Source organism: Aquimarina besae (genome assembly GCF_042434905.1).
Taxonomy (GTDB): domain Bacteria; phylum Bacteroidota; class Bacteroidia; order Flavobacteriales; family Flavobacteriaceae; genus Aquimarina.
Map to the genome: position 1 here is coordinate 3265754 of NZ_CP170199.1, position 16023 is coordinate 3281776.

Annotated in this window: 18 protein-coding genes; 11 read left to right on the forward strand and 7 right to left on the reverse strand. The window is 33.5% G+C overall.

The genetic code is table 11. The features are described from left to right. The first annotated feature begins 59 nt into the window (after positions 1-59). Positions 60-635: a pentapeptide repeat-containing protein gene (locus ACE94K_RS14280; protein ID WP_378173516.1), complete on the forward strand. Its 576-nt coding sequence runs from the start codon at positions 60-62 to the stop codon at positions 633-635. Here the strand turns inward: ACE94K_RS14280 and ACE94K_RS14285 are convergent. Next, entirely contained in the window at positions 625-2121 is a 1497-nt protein-coding gene (locus ACE94K_RS14285; protein WP_378173518.1) for a PLP-dependent aminotransferase family protein, read from the reverse strand. The two genes, ACE94K_RS14280 and ACE94K_RS14285, sit on opposite strands and share 11 nt — an antisense overlap. Before the next feature lie 73 nt (positions 2122-2194). Between ACE94K_RS14285 and ACE94K_RS14290 the strand changes: the two genes are divergently transcribed. Together ACE94K_RS14290 and ACE94K_RS14295 are read left to right on the forward strand one after the other, a co-directional pair. Next, complete coding sequence (locus ACE94K_RS14290; protein ID WP_378173521.1) at positions 2195-2854, forward strand: pyridoxamine 5'-phosphate oxidase family protein; 660 nt, start codon at positions 2195-2197, stop codon at positions 2852-2854. Positions 2855-2899: 45 nt separating this feature from the next. Beyond that, on the forward strand, positions 2900-3190 hold the full coding sequence (locus tag ACE94K_RS14295; RefSeq protein WP_378173524.1) for a DUF1272 domain-containing protein: 291 nt from the start codon (positions 2900-2902) through the stop codon (positions 3188-3190). Positions 3191-3218: 28 nt separating this feature from the next. Here the strand turns inward: ACE94K_RS14295 and ACE94K_RS14300 are convergent, their stop codons facing one another. After that, the gene (locus ACE94K_RS14300) at positions 3219-3383 is read right to left on the reverse strand and encodes a hypothetical protein (protein WP_378173527.1); all 165 of its coding nucleotides are present in this window, start codon (positions 3381-3383) and stop codon (positions 3219-3221) included. A 102-nt stretch (positions 3384-3485) separates the two neighbouring features. Here ACE94K_RS14300 and ACE94K_RS14305 point away from each other — a divergent pair, with 102 nt between their 5' ends. Next, positions 3486-3977, forward strand: a complete 492-nt coding sequence (locus ACE94K_RS14305; protein ID WP_378173530.1) for a GNAT family N-acetyltransferase — start codon at positions 3486-3488, stop codon at positions 3975-3977. Here the strand turns inward: ACE94K_RS14305 and ACE94K_RS14310 are convergent, their stop codons facing one another. The 5 genes from ACE94K_RS14310 to ACE94K_RS14330 form a co-directional block, all read right to left on the reverse strand. Beyond that, on the reverse strand, positions 3978-4352 hold the full coding sequence (locus tag ACE94K_RS14310; protein ID WP_378173533.1) for a DUF4258 domain-containing protein: 375 nt from the start codon (positions 4350-4352) through the stop codon (positions 3978-3980). It abuts the gene before it with no gap. A 134-nt stretch (positions 4353-4486) separates the two neighbouring features. Continuing rightward, the gene (locus ACE94K_RS14315) at positions 4487-5686 is read right to left on the reverse strand and encodes an alanine dehydrogenase (RefSeq protein ID WP_378173536.1); all 1200 of its coding nucleotides are present in this window, start codon (positions 5684-5686) and stop codon (positions 4487-4489) included. A 137-nt stretch (positions 5687-5823) separates the two neighbouring features. After that, entirely contained in the window at positions 5824-6354 is a 531-nt protein-coding gene (locus ACE94K_RS14320) for a hypothetical protein (RefSeq protein WP_378173539.1), read from the reverse strand. Between the two features lie 375 nt (positions 6355-6729). Next, positions 6730-7134: a tRNA (adenosine(37)-N6)-threonylcarbamoyltransferase complex ATPase subunit type 1 TsaE gene (gene tsaE, locus ACE94K_RS14325; protein WP_378173542.1), complete on the reverse strand. Its 405-nt coding sequence runs from the start codon at positions 7132-7134 to the stop codon at positions 6730-6732. Between the two features lie 580 nt (positions 7135-7714). Then, entirely contained in the window at positions 7715-9265 is a 1551-nt protein-coding gene (locus ACE94K_RS14330) for a PglZ domain-containing protein (RefSeq protein WP_378173545.1), read from the reverse strand. A 222-nt stretch (positions 9266-9487) separates the two neighbouring features. Here ACE94K_RS14330 and ACE94K_RS14335 point away from each other — a divergent pair, with 222 nt between their 5' ends. The 7 genes from ACE94K_RS14335 to ACE94K_RS14365 are packed head-to-tail and all read left to right on the forward strand — an operon-like array spanning position 9488 to position 15990. Next, positions 9488-10717: an HD domain-containing protein gene (locus ACE94K_RS14335; protein ID WP_378173547.1), complete on the forward strand. Its 1230-nt coding sequence runs from the start codon at positions 9488-9490 to the stop codon at positions 10715-10717. A 25-nt stretch (positions 10718-10742) separates the two neighbouring features. Beyond that, entirely contained in the window at positions 10743-11771 is a 1029-nt protein-coding gene (gene lpxD, locus ACE94K_RS14340) for a UDP-3-O-(3-hydroxymyristoyl)glucosamine N-acyltransferase (protein WP_378173550.1), read from the forward strand. Further along, complete coding sequence (locus ACE94K_RS14345) at positions 11764-13167, forward strand: bifunctional UDP-3-O-[3-hydroxymyristoyl] N-acetylglucosamine deacetylase/3-hydroxyacyl-ACP dehydratase (RefSeq protein WP_378173553.1); 1404 nt, start codon at positions 11764-11766, stop codon at positions 13165-13167. Before lpxD ends, ACE94K_RS14345 begins: the two co-directional genes overlap by 8 nt. A 55-nt stretch (positions 13168-13222) precedes the next feature. Then, positions 13223-14005: an acyl-ACP--UDP-N-acetylglucosamine O-acyltransferase gene (lpxA, locus tag ACE94K_RS14350; RefSeq protein ID WP_378173556.1), complete on the forward strand. Its 783-nt coding sequence runs from the start codon at positions 13223-13225 to the stop codon at positions 14003-14005. Positions 14006-14049: 44 nt separating this feature from the next. Beyond that, positions 14050-14616: an elongation factor P gene (gene efp, locus ACE94K_RS14355; protein WP_378173559.1), complete on the forward strand. Its 567-nt coding sequence runs from the start codon at positions 14050-14052 to the stop codon at positions 14614-14616. Between the two features lie 35 nt (positions 14617-14651). Then, a complete protein-coding gene (locus ACE94K_RS14360) occupies positions 14652-15590 on the forward strand; it encodes a UDP-3-O-(3-hydroxymyristoyl)glucosamine N-acyltransferase (RefSeq protein ID WP_378173562.1) in 939 nt (312 codons plus the stop codon). Further along, complete coding sequence (locus ACE94K_RS14365; protein ID WP_378173565.1) at positions 15583-15990, forward strand: nuclear transport factor 2 family protein; 408 nt, start codon at positions 15583-15585, stop codon at positions 15988-15990. The genes ACE94K_RS14360 and ACE94K_RS14365 overlap by 8 nt, the downstream gene beginning before the upstream one ends. Positions 15991-16023: the final 33 nt, after the last annotated feature.

Below are 16023 nucleotides of genomic sequence, written 5' to 3' on the forward strand. Positions count from 1 at the left end.
TTAAATGATTCTGTAGATTGATGCAGAAATAATTAATTTTATAATTCTAATTGAAATGAATGAGTACTACAGCAATAATAGAGCAGGAATTCTTGAATAAAAATTTTTCTGGAAAGAAATTACCTTCCGGCGAATATGATAACTGCACCTTTGCGAACTGTGACTTTACCGAAGCTGATATAGCAGTCGTCACATTTTTAGAATGTACTTTTAGGGATTGTAATTTTACCAAGGTATTGATGAAACAGGCTTCTTTTAGGGATCATTGTGTTTTTGAAGGTTGTAAGTTGGTAGGAGTACATTTCGGTAATTGTGATGATTTTATGTTTTCTGTAGAATTCAGAGACTGTATAATGGAGTATGCTTCGTTCTATGATTTCGCAATCAAAAATATAGTGTTTAAGGATTGCAAACTCGTAGGGGTAGATTTTACAGAGGCTACGATAACAGGGTCTGTATTCAAAAATTGTGATTTGACAAATGCTGTCTTTGAACAAACAAATGCTGAGAAAGTAGATTTTAGAACAGCATTTGGGTTTAATATTGATCCTTCAAAGAATTTACTAAAGAAAGCGGCGTTCTCGAAGGAAGGATTAATTGGTTTATTAAGAAAATATGATTTAATTATTGAATAGAATTCATAACGATTTCAAGGGTCTTTATGACCTTAGCGATTTCTTTTTCGTTCAAAGCCGCAAATCCTATTCGTATTCCATTATGACCGGAGTTGTCGTTGTCATAACGTCTCCATTCAGGATTAAATGCTACGTTATGTTTTAAAGTTTCGGTCATTACGACATCCCAATTGTAAGGTTGTTTTAACCGCACCCAAACTGCCATTCCACCATGGGGAACTTCAAAATCAAAGAAATCACCTAGTTTTTCCTTTAGAAGACTACAAAATAAATCTCTACGGGTTTTATAGATTTTTCTTACTTTGTTGCTATGTCTTTGTACATCACCATTGATAATCATTCTAGCCAAGGTTTGTTCTAGTACTGTGTCTCCTTGTCTGTCCAAAATACGTCTAAAGCTGGCTGCTTCATCCACAACGTCTTTTGAAGCTACAAAATAACCTATGCGTAGGGCAGGAGCTATGATTTTTGTAAAACCACCAATATAAATGACATTTCCAAAAAGATCATTACTGGCTAATGGAAGAATAGGCGCATTACTGTAATGAAAATCGTAATCGTAGTCATCTTCTAAAATTGCAAAATTATACTGGTGAGCTAATTCCAGTAAATGCATACGCCGTTCGGCAGATAAAGTAACGGTTGTGGGATGATGATGATGTGATGTCACATACACAGCGCTGATTTGTTGTTTTTTACAAATTTTTTCAATTTCATTAGTACTGATTCCATACTGGTCAACCGATACTCTTTTGATGAGTCCATTAGCTTCGGTAAACGTATTATCGGCAGTCATATAATTGGTGTTTCCTGTGATAATTGTTTTTTCATTATTGAGAAGTAATTGGCTGGCGATATAGATTCCCATTTGACTTCCTCGTGTTATTAAAATATTATCAATGGTTGTTTTCAGTCCTCTTGATTGATTTAAATAAGAAACCAAAGCTTTACGCAAATCAATATTTCCGTGGGTGTCTCCATATGTTAGAAGTTCTCTATGATGTACTTTCTTTGTAATATTTCTGTAATTTTTAGCAATATCTTCTATCGGAGCTAATCGATGATCAGGAACTCCTTCATCTACTATTAGTACAGCTTTTATTGTTTCAATACCTTTTCTAGCTAGGTGTTCGCGTTTTTTAAAAGGAAAACCTGCGTTTTGTTCCTTTTTTTTTGAATTATGAGAATTTTTAAGTCTCTTAGGATTAACAATTGGTAAATCCTGACTTACAAAAGTTCCTTTTGCAGGAATACTTTCTATCCAACCCTGCGATATAAGTTCATCATAGGCGGCGATTACTGTTTTTCTATGGACCTTCAAATCTTCAGATAGTTTACGAGATCCTGGCAGTTTTGACGAAGGAGCCAATTTACCTGATTTAATAAATCCAATGATTTGATCGCATAATTGTAAATAGAGATGTCGATTAGATTTTCTGTTTAAATCAATATTATTTTTAAAAGGAAATATTACCGGACTACTCATATAATAAAAACTGGATTAGTTTAACGTACCATAAAACTACTAATTTTGAGATAAATCAAAAAATAAACAGACTATGTCCGAATATCAAGTAACCGCACTCAATAAAGTAGTGAGAGGTTCAAAAAGAGCTAGTTACAATAAAGAAGAAATCAATAAAATTCTTGATGATACATTTTTATGTCACATTGGCTATTTATGGAATGATCAAGCAATCGTAATACCTACCGCGTACGGTAGAGAAGGTAATACTATTTATGTTCACGGATCTTTAAAAAACAGAATGATGGTTAACTTACTCAATGCAGGAAACGCTAGTATTTCAGTTACGCATTTAGACGGGTTGGTTCTGGCACGATCGGCATTTCATCATTCGGCGAATTATAGATCTGTTAATGTCTTTGGAATGGTTCGTAAAGTGGAAGATCCTATAGAAAAGATGAATGCTTTAGCTTGTATTTTGAACCATATGGTTCCGGGGCATTGGAATAATGTAAGGAAGCCAAGCGATAAAGAGTTTAATGCTACGTTGGTCATAGCAATAAACATAGATACAGCCTCTGCAAAGGTTAGAGCAGAAGGAGTTGTGGATGAAAAAGAAGATCACAGTTTACCTATTTGGGCAGGTGTTGTTCCGATAAGACAAGTAGCAAGTGATCCTATTTCAGAATTAGATTTACCTGAGGGGGTCGAGGTTCCAGAGGCGGTATTAAAGTGCATAAACAGTAAAAGCTGATTTTCAATAGATCATTTGGCTATCGTAATTCGTAATTTTATAGTAATGTTAGAAATAAGACCAACCTGTGAAAATTGCAGCAAATTATTACCAAATCATAGTGAAGAAGCAATGATCTGCACTTTTGAGTGTACATTTTGTAAAGATTGTGTAGATACTATTTTACAGAATGTATGTCCAAATTGTGGGGGTGGTTTTACAAAAAGACCTACCAGACCTTCTCATCTATTGGATAAGTATCCGGTAAGCACTAAAATTGTTCATAAACCGATAGATCTAGAAAAGTTTAAAAAATTATTGGATTTGAACACAATTATAAAGCCAAGAGAGAGATGAGTAAAATAAATTCGGATTCTGATGGACTTTATTTTTTTGTTTTTAGTTCTAAATAGACACCGATAATTGCTAAAGTAAAACCTAAGGCTAGTGCAACATAATTAATGATATGAAAATCCTTTAGAATAGTCAATCCAAATATTGAAAAAAACATTCCAAATAATGCTAAAGTTGTTCCAGAGCTATATTTCATTTTTTGATGTTTTAGGTATTATATTTTATAAGTATAAAGTTTTCATTTTTTGTTACAGATTTGATATGTGATATGAATAATATTAATATACGTATAGCAATAATGGAGGATATTAAGGACCTTTCATTTCTAGGGAAAAAGACTTTTGATCAGTCTTTTGGTCATTTGTTTAAGGATAGAAGGGATTTAATAAATTATTTGGAAAAAACATTTTCTGCAGAAAAATTAAATAGGAGTATCTTAAAACCTTATAATGTGTTTTGGATTGCTTTTATGGGTAAAACACCAATTGGTTATGCTAAAATTCAATTGAATACACCATCAGAATTTATTGTTTCGACCAGCGTATGTAAACTTCAGAAAATTTATGTTCTAAACGAATATGTATCCAAAGGAATTGGTGCTAAATTACAGCAATTGATTTTTGATAAAGCAATAGAAAATAATTGTAAAGATATCTGGTTATCTGTTTTAAAATCGAATAAAAAAGCAGTTTCCTTTTATAAACGTAATGAGTACGAAATTGTAGGCGAACATCCGTTTAGTATTGGTAAAGAGGATTTTGATTTTTGGGTCATGCGAAGAAAGCTATGATTATTTCATTATCTCCAACGTATTTACCTTTGCAATAGAATCGCAATTAGCTATAATTAGTCCAATTGTTCTTTGATTAGCTTGCCCTTTAATAAAATACGTATTACAAGAATCTAGTTTAGTATTACTTTTTCCAAAATCGACGTTTCCGGATGTTAGAATATTAGAAATGTCCGAGGTATCTATACTGTAGTTTTTCATCATTGCCAATGCTTCTTTAGAAAATATACGGTCTTTAATTCTAATATTTTTTAATACTCTCGCATTCGGGGTATAATCGCACGACGCTTTTTTTCCTCCAAGGAAAAATAATAATAAAAACAATCCGATAATAAACCCAAAAAAGTAAAATCCTAATCGATGTGCTAGTTTCATGTGTTCAAAAATGAATGCCCAAAAGTAAGTAAAGTTTGTGAGTTAAGAGTTTTAGATTACTGGATTTTTAAATCATTAGATGTTTAAGATTCATAATCTTTACAACTTTGCTTCTTAAAAACTTTGTAGCTTTTTTAAAGGATCAATAAGTTTATATCTCTATAGGATAAATCAAACCAATCTGCAATCGATTTACTCGTTAAAATCCCATGATAGAAATATAACCCGCTTTTTAATCCACGGTCAAAGCGAACAGCATTTTCTATGCCACCTTCATCTCCAATTTGTAGTATATATGGCGTGAATATATTACTAATAGATAAAGATGATGTCTTAGCATATCGTGAGGGGATATTAGGAACACAATAGTGTACAACACCGTGTTTTTCGAATGTTGGGTGATCGTGAGAGGTAACTTCACTAGTTTCAAAACAGCCGCCCATATCAATACTTACATCAATCACCACAGCACCGGTTTTCATACGCTCCACCATGTTTTCGGATACGATGATAGGGGATCGGTTTTTACCCCTGACAGCTCCAATAACTACATCACATCTTCTCAGCGCTTTTAATAAGTTTTTTGGTTGAATAGTAGAGGTATATAACGGTCTGCCAACATGTGTTTGAATGCATCTCAGTTTGGTAATAGAATTGTCAAATACCTTTACATTAGCACCTAGTCCTATGGCAGAACGTGCTGCAAATTCTCCTACAGTACCTGCGCCAATGATAACTACTTCTACCGGTGGAACACCACTTATATTACCCATCATTAATCCAGAACCTTGCTTAGCGCTACTCATTAACTCTGAAGCTATAAGGACCGCGGCAGTTCCTGCAATTTCGCTTAATGCACGAACAGCGGGATACGCACCGTCTGCATCTCGAATAAATTCAAATCCTAAAGCCGTAATTCTCTTTTTGGCCAGTTCCTGAAAATACTCTTTAGATTGAGTTTTTAACTGCAAAGCAGAAATTAGAACGGTTTGTGGATTGATATATATTAATTCTTCAATAGAAGGTGGCTCTACTTTTAGGATGATAGGGCATCCAAATACCCTTTTAGTATCATTGGTAATTTCTGCTCCTGCCTCGCTATATTCTCTATCCGTAAAACTTGCACCTAATCCGGCTTTTGTTTCGATCAGTACTCTATGACCGTGTGCTGTTAATGCTGCAACGGCATCAGGGGTTAGGCATACACGTTTTTCCTGATAACTGGTTTCTTTGGGGATACCAATAAAAAGTTTTCCTTTTTTACGCGCCACTTCTAACATTTCCTCCTGTGGCAAGAGTTGTTCTTTGGTAAAAGGAGAGGTTGGATTGCTCATTTGTGTGAAATTCTGTATTTCAAATTACGAATAAAAATGATTAGCATCCAAATTTCGTTGATTTGTATTTAAATATATGCGTATGATAGCTAATAGATCTAAAGTATATCGAATAAATCAACTAGTTAAATAAACAATTAACGAAGTCGGTTCCACCAAGATTTTTTATTAGATGCCTTTATGGTATCTAATTCTGACAAATCAATATTATGAATTTTATCAAAAACTTTTGTTCTAAACGTATACACTATGCTAAGGACTATAATAACGACAGGTATTAAATAATGAAAATGTTCGCTATCTATCTGGTCGGAATCTTCAAGAATAATAAAGGTTAATTGAAAAGAATATAAAGTAATAGGTATCAATATGACCAGGTACCACCAATGTTTACAAGTGAAAAACCAAATGATAAAGAGTGATAAGGGGATAAGTTTGCCTAGTACGACCCAGATAAATACATTAACGCTTTCATAATATTTACTTTGGTATGTAAAAAAAGAACTTTCCCAGATGGCACCATCCGGGAAAATATCATTAACATAAAACAAAAATGGGATCGCAGCTATTAAAATAACTAAAATATTACTTGCTGCCAGGTACTTTAATTTTTGGTTTTTTGGTGAAGACGGATTTTGAGGAGGTTGTTCCTTGCTTGGAGTTGTCATTTTGTGTGGTTGAGGTATCAGATTTTGTCTGGTCGTTTTGATCTGTAATTGAGATCAAGTAAGTAGCTAGGGTAAAGAAAAAACTAAAAAGAACAGTGGTTGTGATTTTCATTGTTACAGGGTTTTAAATTCGTTAGACCCCAAACATAAAAGAAAATCAGACAAATGCTCAATTCAAAAAAAATGTAAATTTGCAAGCCGTAATACAATACTTTTGCTATTGAAAAATGGTATTTCTTTTGTGTTATTTATGTTAAAATCCATAATTTTACCGATTAAGTACTAGTAAAAATGAACAATAAAAATAACGGATTATTGCTGTAAGAAAAAGAGTAGCTCTGTTAAAGTTTAATTAAATGGTTTTTTTAACATATATTATCCAAATTCAAGTACTCTTTTACCGTCTTTCTCTTGGTGAATTTGAACTTTAATACTTTTTTCAGGCAACAGATTGGAGATTTTATCAGGCCATTCAATAAATATCCAAGCGTTTGTGTCCAGATACTCTTCAAAACCTATGTCATAGGCTTCCTCTTCTTCTTTTATTCTATAAAAATCGAAATGATAAATGGTGTCTTTCTCTCCTTGATATTCGTTGACGAGAGAATATGTAGGACTTGAAATATTATCTTTGACCCCTAATTGTTTACAGATCTCTTTGATAAGCGTTGTTTTGCCAATACCCATTTCGGCATAGAATAACAACGTTTTACAAGTAGTATTATTTACTATTTTTTTGGCTACAAAAGAAAGCTCATTTAAAGCATATGTGATTGTCATTTTGTGTAATAAATTAGTCAGCTAAAGTTTGATGTAAAATTATACTTTAAATTTATAACATCCAATAAGCATAGCTCTAGAATTCTTATAGCATTAAAGCGTTCTAAACCCTGTTAGATAAATAGTTAGAAGCATCATAAAACATTCGCTTTTTGCACTCTTCCCTCTATTTAATACTTTCATCCACTCTTTTCTACAGTTTAGCACTTTTTAGAATTTTCGTTTTATCTTTTTTTTAAATTGAAATTAAATAGTAATTGATATTAAACTTTATAATCATGTTAGAAAAAATTTTAAAATTAGAAAATGTAGAAGTAATGAACAAAACAGCACAATCAAAAGTTCAAGGAGGGTTTAATAACTCTTGTCAGCAAACTTGCAGACAAGATTACGTGGATTGTAGAGAAGATGGATATTCTCATTGTTTAACAAGTTTGCGTGTTTGTCAGTCTCTATGTAATTAGTGGTTAAGGAAAAAGAATTCTTATTCTTAAGAGTATATTTTATTATGGGATAAGACTATTTCAGCAAACTACTATTTGTCGAAATAGTCTTATGTTTTTTTAGTTAATAAATGAAATTATCTGGGTTTTAACACTACAAATGGAATAATCATTTCTTCTAACGAAACTCCGCCATGCTGGTAAGTGTTTCTATAATAGCTCACATAATGATTATAATTATTAGGATATGCAAAGAAATAATCTCCTTTCGCAAAAATAAAAGAGCTACTCATATTGATGGAGGGTAGATGAATAGATTTAGGATTCGTGGCTGCTAATACCTCTTTATCTTCATATGTAAGGCTTTTTCCCGTCTTATATCTCAAATTGAGGCTCGTGTTTTTGTCACCAATAACTTTGGAAGGATTTTTTACATTGATTGTGCCGTGGTCTGTGGTAATAAGCAGTTTGAAACCCATCTGCTGAGCTTGCTGAATCATTTCTAAAAGAGGTGAGTTTTTAAACCAGCTTTGGGTGAGAGACCTATATGATTTGTCGTTAGATGCTAATTCTTTAATTACCTCCATTTCAGTTTTACTATGCGATAGCATATCCACAAAATTGTAAACAACTACGGTGAGATCATTATCTTTTAGTCCTTTGAAATTTGCGGCTAATGTTTTACCCGATTTTTCATTGGTTATTTTGTAATATTCGTGCTTAATATTTAGACCTAATCTTTTGAGTTGAGCCGTTAGAAATTCATTCTCATTCATATTCTTACCACCTTCATCAGTATCATCTAACCATAGATCAGGATGTTGTTTTTTCATATCAGCCGGCATGAGTCCTGAGAAAATTGCATTTCGAGCATATTGAGTTGCCGTTGGTAGTATGCTACAATAAGAAAGTTCTTCTTCTTTTTTGTAGTAATTATTAACGATAGGTTCAAAGGCTTTCCATTGATCATATCGCAAATTGTCAATAACGATAAAAAGAGTAGGTTGATCTTTACTAATTTCTGGAACAACCTTTTCCTTAAAAAGTGTATGCGACATAATAGGTGCATCTTCGTCTCCATTAAACCAATCAGGATAGTTTTTATCTATAAACTTACAGAATTGAGAATTTGCTTCTACCTTTTGTGATTCTAGAATTTCAAACATACCGGTATCCTCAATATCTTCTAACTGAATTTCCCAGTAAACAAGTTTTTGATATAATTCTACCCATTCTTGGTAAGAATTTACCATTGCCATCTCCATAGCAATTTTTCTAAATTCTTGTTGATAATTTGATGTTGTTTTTTCAGAAACCAGTCTGGAGTGATCCAGATTTTTCTTTAGACTAAGTAAAATCTGGTTAGGATTAACCGGTTTTATCAGGTAATCTGCAATCTTACTTCCGATCGCTTCTTCCATAATATACTCTTCCTCACTTTTAGTAATCATTACTACAGGAAGACTGTCGTTTTTTTCTTTAATTTCTGATAATGTATCTATTCCCGAAAGTCCTGGCATATTCTCGTCGAGAAATACGATGTCAAAATTTTCTTCTTCTAATGTTTCTAGTGCCTCTGTACCACTTTGACATTTAGTAACTTGGTAGTTTTTCTTTTCCAGAAATAATATATGTGGTTTTAATAAATCGATTTCATCATCTACCCAAAGTATCTTTATATTGCTCATTATCTGCTAAAGTTTTTATTCGTCATTTTTTAATGATTTCTCTTATGGTACCCTTATGGTATCCTAAATTTCAAAATCGTGTTCATTGTTATTTGTAGAATCTTTTCTAAGTAAAGAATTATAGTTTCACTTTCTAAATTATATAATATCTTATAATTCACTAAGCCGAATTCGTAATTCTGAATTCATACCTATATATTTGTTAGCAAAAGTATAGTAAACTTGAAAAAAAGAAACAAACTTAAAATATTAAACGACCCAATTTACGGTTTTATTACCATACCTAATGAACTAATTTTCGACCTTATTGAACATAAATATTTTCAAAGGTTGCGAAGAATATCACAGATGGGGTTGTCTTATCTAGTGTATCCAGGGGCACATCATACCAGATTTCATCATGCGTTGGGTTGTATGCATTTAATGCAGAACGCAGTGCGAGTCCTTCGTTTTAAAGGAGTTAGTATTTCTGAAGAGGAAGAAGATGCCTTGTGTATTGCTATTTTATTACATGATATTGGGCACGGACCCTTTTCTCATGCGATGGAACATAGTATTGTAAATGAGGTCAATCATGAGTCGATTTCTCTCATGTTTATGGAGAAAATAAATGAGGAATTTAACGGTAGTTTAACGCTCGCTATTCAAATTTTCAAAGGAGAGCATGATCGTCTGTTTCTTCATCAACTAATTTCCGGGCAATTAGATATGGATCGTATGGATTATTTAAAAAGAGATAGCTTTTATACAGGTGTTGCTGAAGGGAATATTAATAGTGAACGTTTGATTACGATGCTAAATGTGGTTAATGATGAATTGGTGGTGGAAGAAAAGGGGATTTACTCTGTAGAAAAGTTTTTGTTAGCCAGACGTTTGATGTATTGGCAGGTATATTTGCATAAGACTAGTCTTGTGGCAGAAAGTTTATTGATAAGAGTATTAAAAAGAGCCAAAGAATTAGTAAATCTAGGAGAAAAGCTACACGCGAGCAAAGCTTTATTATTCTTCCTGGAAAATAAAATTACTTCAGATAATTTTACAGATGAGGTTTTAGAAACTTTTGCAAAACTGGATGATTATGATATTGTTTCTGCCATGAAAGAATGGGCCATGTCTAATGATTTTGTCTTGAGAAACCTTTGTTGTATGATCATTGAACGAGATTTATTAAGAATTAAAATAAAAAAGAAAGCCTTTAGCGAAGGTAAAATCAAAAAGCGATTGGAGGAATTTAAGATGAAACATGAAATTTCTGATGATGAAGCTCGTTATTTTGTGTTTACAGGAAAGATTTCTAACCAGGCATACCATCAAAATAAACAGAATATAAACATCTTGTATAAATCAAGCAAAATAGTTGATATTGTGAGTGCTACGGATCAATTTAACTTGAAGGCATTGTCAAAACCGGTAACTAAATATTTTATCTGTTATCCAAAGTATATAGATTAACACATTTTTTATACTTTTGTTGCTAATGATTTTTACAGCCACACAAATTGCGGGGATACTAAATGGTGAAATCGAAGGAGATGAAACTGTTGAGGTATCAAAACTAGCAAAGATAGAAGAAGGAACTAAAGGTTCGTTAACTTTTTTGTCTAATCCTAAATATACTCCATATATTTATTCTACCGATGCATCGATTACTATAGTAGACAAATCTTTTGAAGCCGAGGCTAATATAAAGACTACACTAATAAGAGTAGATGATGCTTATAAAGCATTTTCTCAACTCTTGGATTATTATAATATGGTAAAGATGAATAAAGCGGGTATTGAACAACCTAGTTTTATTTCTGAAACTGCAAAATATGGTGAGAATATATATCTGGGTGCATTTTCTTACTTAGGCGATAATGTAAATATTGGATTAAACGTCAAGATTTATCCGAACGTTTATATAGGAGATAACGTTACTATAGGAGATAATGTTGTTGTTTTTGCCGGTGCTAAAATTTATTCAGAGTCTATTATAGGAGATAATTGTGTAATTCATAGTGGAGTAATTGTTGGAGCGGATGGTTTCGGATTTACACCTAATGAAAAAGGTGAGTATAGTAAAGTGCCACAAACCGGCAATGTTATCATTGAAGAAAACGTAGATGTGGGTGCAGGAACGACAATAGATCGAGCAACACTCGGATCCACTATTATTCGTAAAGGAGTAAAATTAGATAATCAGATCCAGATTGCACATAATGTAGAAATCGGAGAGCATACAGCGATAGCCGCGCAAACCGGTATTGCAGGATCAACAAAAATAGGAAAGCATTGTCTAATCGGAGGGCAGGTTGGTATAGCAGGTCATCTGGTAATTGGTGATAGAGTTAGAATCCAGGCACAGTCCGGAATAGGAAGAAATATAAAAGACGGAGAAGCGATACAAGGATCACCGGCTTTAGGGTACTCTGATTATAATAAATCTTATGTACATTTTAAAAATTTACCCAAAATAGTAGACAGAGTATACAAACTTGAGAAAAAGATAAAAGAGAATGAGTAATTCCGTTGCAAATAAACAGAGAACTATTCAAAAAGAAGTTGAACTAAAAGGAGTTGGGCTTCACACAGGTAAAGAAGTTACGTTAACTTTTAAACCAGCTCCAGAGAATCATGGGTATGCTTTTTGTCGTGTTGACTTAGAAGGTAACCCGATTATTGAGGCAGATGCCAACTATGTAGTAAACACTCAAAGAGGCACTAACCTTGAAAAAAATGGCGTAAGTATACAAACATCAGAACACGTTCTTGCCGCTTGTGTTGGCCTAGAAATAGATAATCTTTTAATAGAACTCAATGCATCAGAGCCTCCGATTATGGATGGTTCTAGTAAGTTTTTTATAAAAGCTTTGGAAGAAGCGGGTATAGTAGAGCAAGAAGCAGAAAGAGATGAGTATATTGTAAAAGATGTAATCTCTTACACCGATGAGGAGTCTGGCAGTGAAATTATTGTAATGCCGTCAGATGAATATCAGGTAACAACAATGGTAGACTTTGGAACCAAAGTTCTAGGCACTCAAAATGCATCTTTAAAGCATCTTTCAGAATTTAAAGAAGAAATTGCCGATGCCAGAACGTTCAGTTTTCTTCACGAATTGGAAATGTTACTGGAACATGGTCTTATCAAAGGAGGAGATCTAAATAATGCTATAGTGTATGTAGATAAGGAGCTAAGTCAAGATACGATGGAAAAGCTCAAAGTCGCATTTGGAAAAGAATCCATTGCAATCAAACCTAATGGAATATTAGATAATCTGACGCTTCATTACCCAAATGAGGCTGCCAGACACAAGCTACTAGATGTTATAGGGGATTTAGCCTTGATAGGCACTAGAATCAGAGGGAAAATTATAGCTAACAAACCAGGGCATTACGTAAATACCCAATTTGCAAAGAAACTTTCCAAGATCATAAAAATTGAAAAAAGGAATAAAGTTCCGCAATTTGATCTGAATCAGGAACCATTGATGGACATCAATAAAATAATGTCTATGCTTCCACATAGACCGCCATTTTTATTGATTGATAGAATTTTGGAAATGTCTGATAAGCATGTAGTAGGAATGAAAAATGTGACTATGAATGAACCTTTCTTTGTAGGACATTTTCCTGGTGCTCCGGTAATGCCCGGAGTAATGCAAGTAGAAGCTATGGCACAGACCGGTGGGATTTTGGCTCTAAGCACTGTTCCAGATCCAGAAAATTACTTGACATATTTTATGAAAATAGATAAAGTAAAATTTAAACAACAAGTGCTGCCCGGAGATACGCTGATATTCAAATTAGAATTGCTTACTCCGATCAGAAGAGGAATTTGTCATATGCAAGGTTTTGCTTATGCTAATGGAAGATTAGTAACAGAAGCAGAACTTATGGCACAAATAGTAAAATCAAAATAATTATTTAGTACATCATTCGATATTTGATGATAACTAAAGCATTAAAATAAAATCAATGAATCAGCCTTTAGCATACGTTCATCCGGGAGCAAAAATCGCAAAAAATGTAGTTATCGAACCTTTTACTACGATTCATAACAATGTAGTTATTGGAGAAGGAACCTGGATTGGTTCTAATGTAACCATTATGGAAGGTGCACGAATAGGTAAAAATTGTAGTATTTTTCCGGGAGCTGTAATATCTGCAGTTCCGCAAGACAAAAAGTTTAATGATGAAGATACCACAACAGAAATAGGAGATAATACCACTATCCGTGAATGTGTTACGATTAATAGAGGTACCACTGATAGAATGAAAACCAAAATCGGTAAGAATTGCTGGATAATGGCATATTGTCATATTGCTCACGATTGTATTGTAGGAGATAATTGTATTTTTTCGAACAATAGTACACTTGCAGGTCATATTAATGTAGGAGACTATGTAGTTTTAGCAGGGATGGCTGCAGTACAGCAGTTTTGTAGTATTGGTAATCACGCTTTTGTAACTGGTGGATCTTTAGTTCGTAAAGATGTTCCGCCATATGCAAAAGCTGCACGTGAACCTCTTTCGTATGTTGGGATAAATTCGATCGGTTTACGTAGAAGAGGATTCACAACAGAAAAAATTAGAGAGATACAGTCCATTTATAGAATCTTGTATCAAAGTAATTACAATAATTCTCAGGCAGTAGCTATCATAGAAGCAGAAATGGAAGCTACTCCGGAACGTGATGAAGTTTTAGAATTTATTAAAAATTCTCAGCGAGGAATCATGAAAGGATATTTCTCAAATTAATAAATATTGAAAATAGACAATAGCAACAAGTAATAAAATTAACAATGGCAAGTACGAGTGATATTAGAAATGGATTGTGTATTAAATACAATCATGATATATATAAAATTATAGAATTTTTACACGTAAAACCAGGGAAAGGACCTGCTTTTGTTCGCACAAAATTAAAAAGTGTAACTACCGGAAAAGTAATTGATAATACTTTTTCTGCTGGGCATAAGATTGAAGATGTCAGAGTAGAGACACACAAGTTTCAGTTTTTATACGCAGAAGGTAATACGTATCACTTCATGAATACAGAAGATTACAACCAGATTACGTTGGAAAAATCTACTCTAGATGCTCCTGATTTATTAAAAGAAGGAGAAGTAGTTACGGTTATAATAAATTCTGAAGATCAAATGCCACTTTCTGTAGAAATGCCTGCAAGTGTTATATTAGAAGTGACATCAACAGAGCCTGGAGTAAAAGGAAATACAGCAACCAACGCTACAAAACCTGCTACAGTAGAAACTGGAGCAGAGGTAATGGTACCTCTTTTTATCAATGAAGGAGACAAGATTAAGGTAGAAACCGAAAAAGGAACTTATAAAGAGCGTATTAAAGAGTAATTTAGAAGCCGAATTCTAAAACTCTAAATTGTATAATGAAATTTCCTCAAGCACACACCCTTAAACAAATTGCAACGATAATATCTTCGGAATTTATTGGTAGCCCTGATTTTCAGGTATTAGGTATGAATGAGATTCATGTGGTTACGCCAGGTGATATTGTTTTTGTCGATCATCCTAAGTATTACGACAAAGCCTTGGAAAGTCCAGCCACGGTAATATTGATCAATAAAAAAGTAGATTGTCCCGACGGAAAAGCATTACTTATATCAGATGATCCTTTTAGGGATTTTAATATGTTAACTACATATTTTAAACCTTTTCAAAAAGCTACTTCGATTATATCAGAAACATCCAAAATAGGAAAAAACACGGTTATTCAACCTGGAGTATTTGTTGGCAATGATGTTGTGATTGGGGATAACTGCGTAATACACGCAAACGTGAGTTTGTATGATGGTACTGTAATAGGAAATAATGTTACCATACATTCGGGAACAGTCTTAGGAGCTGATGCTTTTTATTACAAAAAACGTCCTCAGGGCTTTGATAAACTTATTTCTGGAGGTAGAGTCGTAATAGAGGATAACGTTGATCTAGGATCTTTATGTACTATTGATAGAGGTGTAACAGGTGATACCACGATTAAATCAGGAACCAAAATAGATAATCAGGTACATATAGGTCACGACACAGTTATCGGGAAAAAGTGTTTGATAGCTTCTCAGGTGGGTATTGCTGGTTGTGTGGTGCTAGAAGATGAAGTTACGTTGTGGGGACAAGTAGGAGTGACAAGCGGTATAACTATCGGTACCAAGGCTGTAATATCAGCACAATCCGGAATAAGTAAATCGTTAGAAGGAAATAAAAGCTATTTTGGGACACCCGCAGATGATTTTAGAAAAAAGTATAAAGAAATTGCAGCCATCAGGCAAATACCCGAAATAATAGAAAAATTAAAGAAGAATGAGTAAAACAGCAAAAGAGGTAGTTAAGTCTTTCTATCAAACGGATTTGATTCATAATATAGACGCCTTTTCTGAATATTTACATCCAGAGGTAGAGCTTAATTGGAATAGTAGTTTTGGTTATAATAAAAAGGGTTTTGATGATATCAAGACCATGTTTAAAGAAATGTCTAGTTCTTTTGAAACGTTTAGATGCGAGATAAGCCACCTTTTAGAAGAAGATGGTATGGTAACGGTTCGATATACCTATGTTGCTAAAACTATCGAAGCACCCGATAAAGAAGAGGCAATAGCACATTTTATAGCTATTTGGGAGCTAAAAGATGGTAAATTATATAGAGGATATCAGATTAGTCAACAAGGCGATAATACACCGGAAAATTTAAAATCTTTTTTCTCTGAATAAATTATCGGTATCTGGTTGATAAGTTTTATCGTG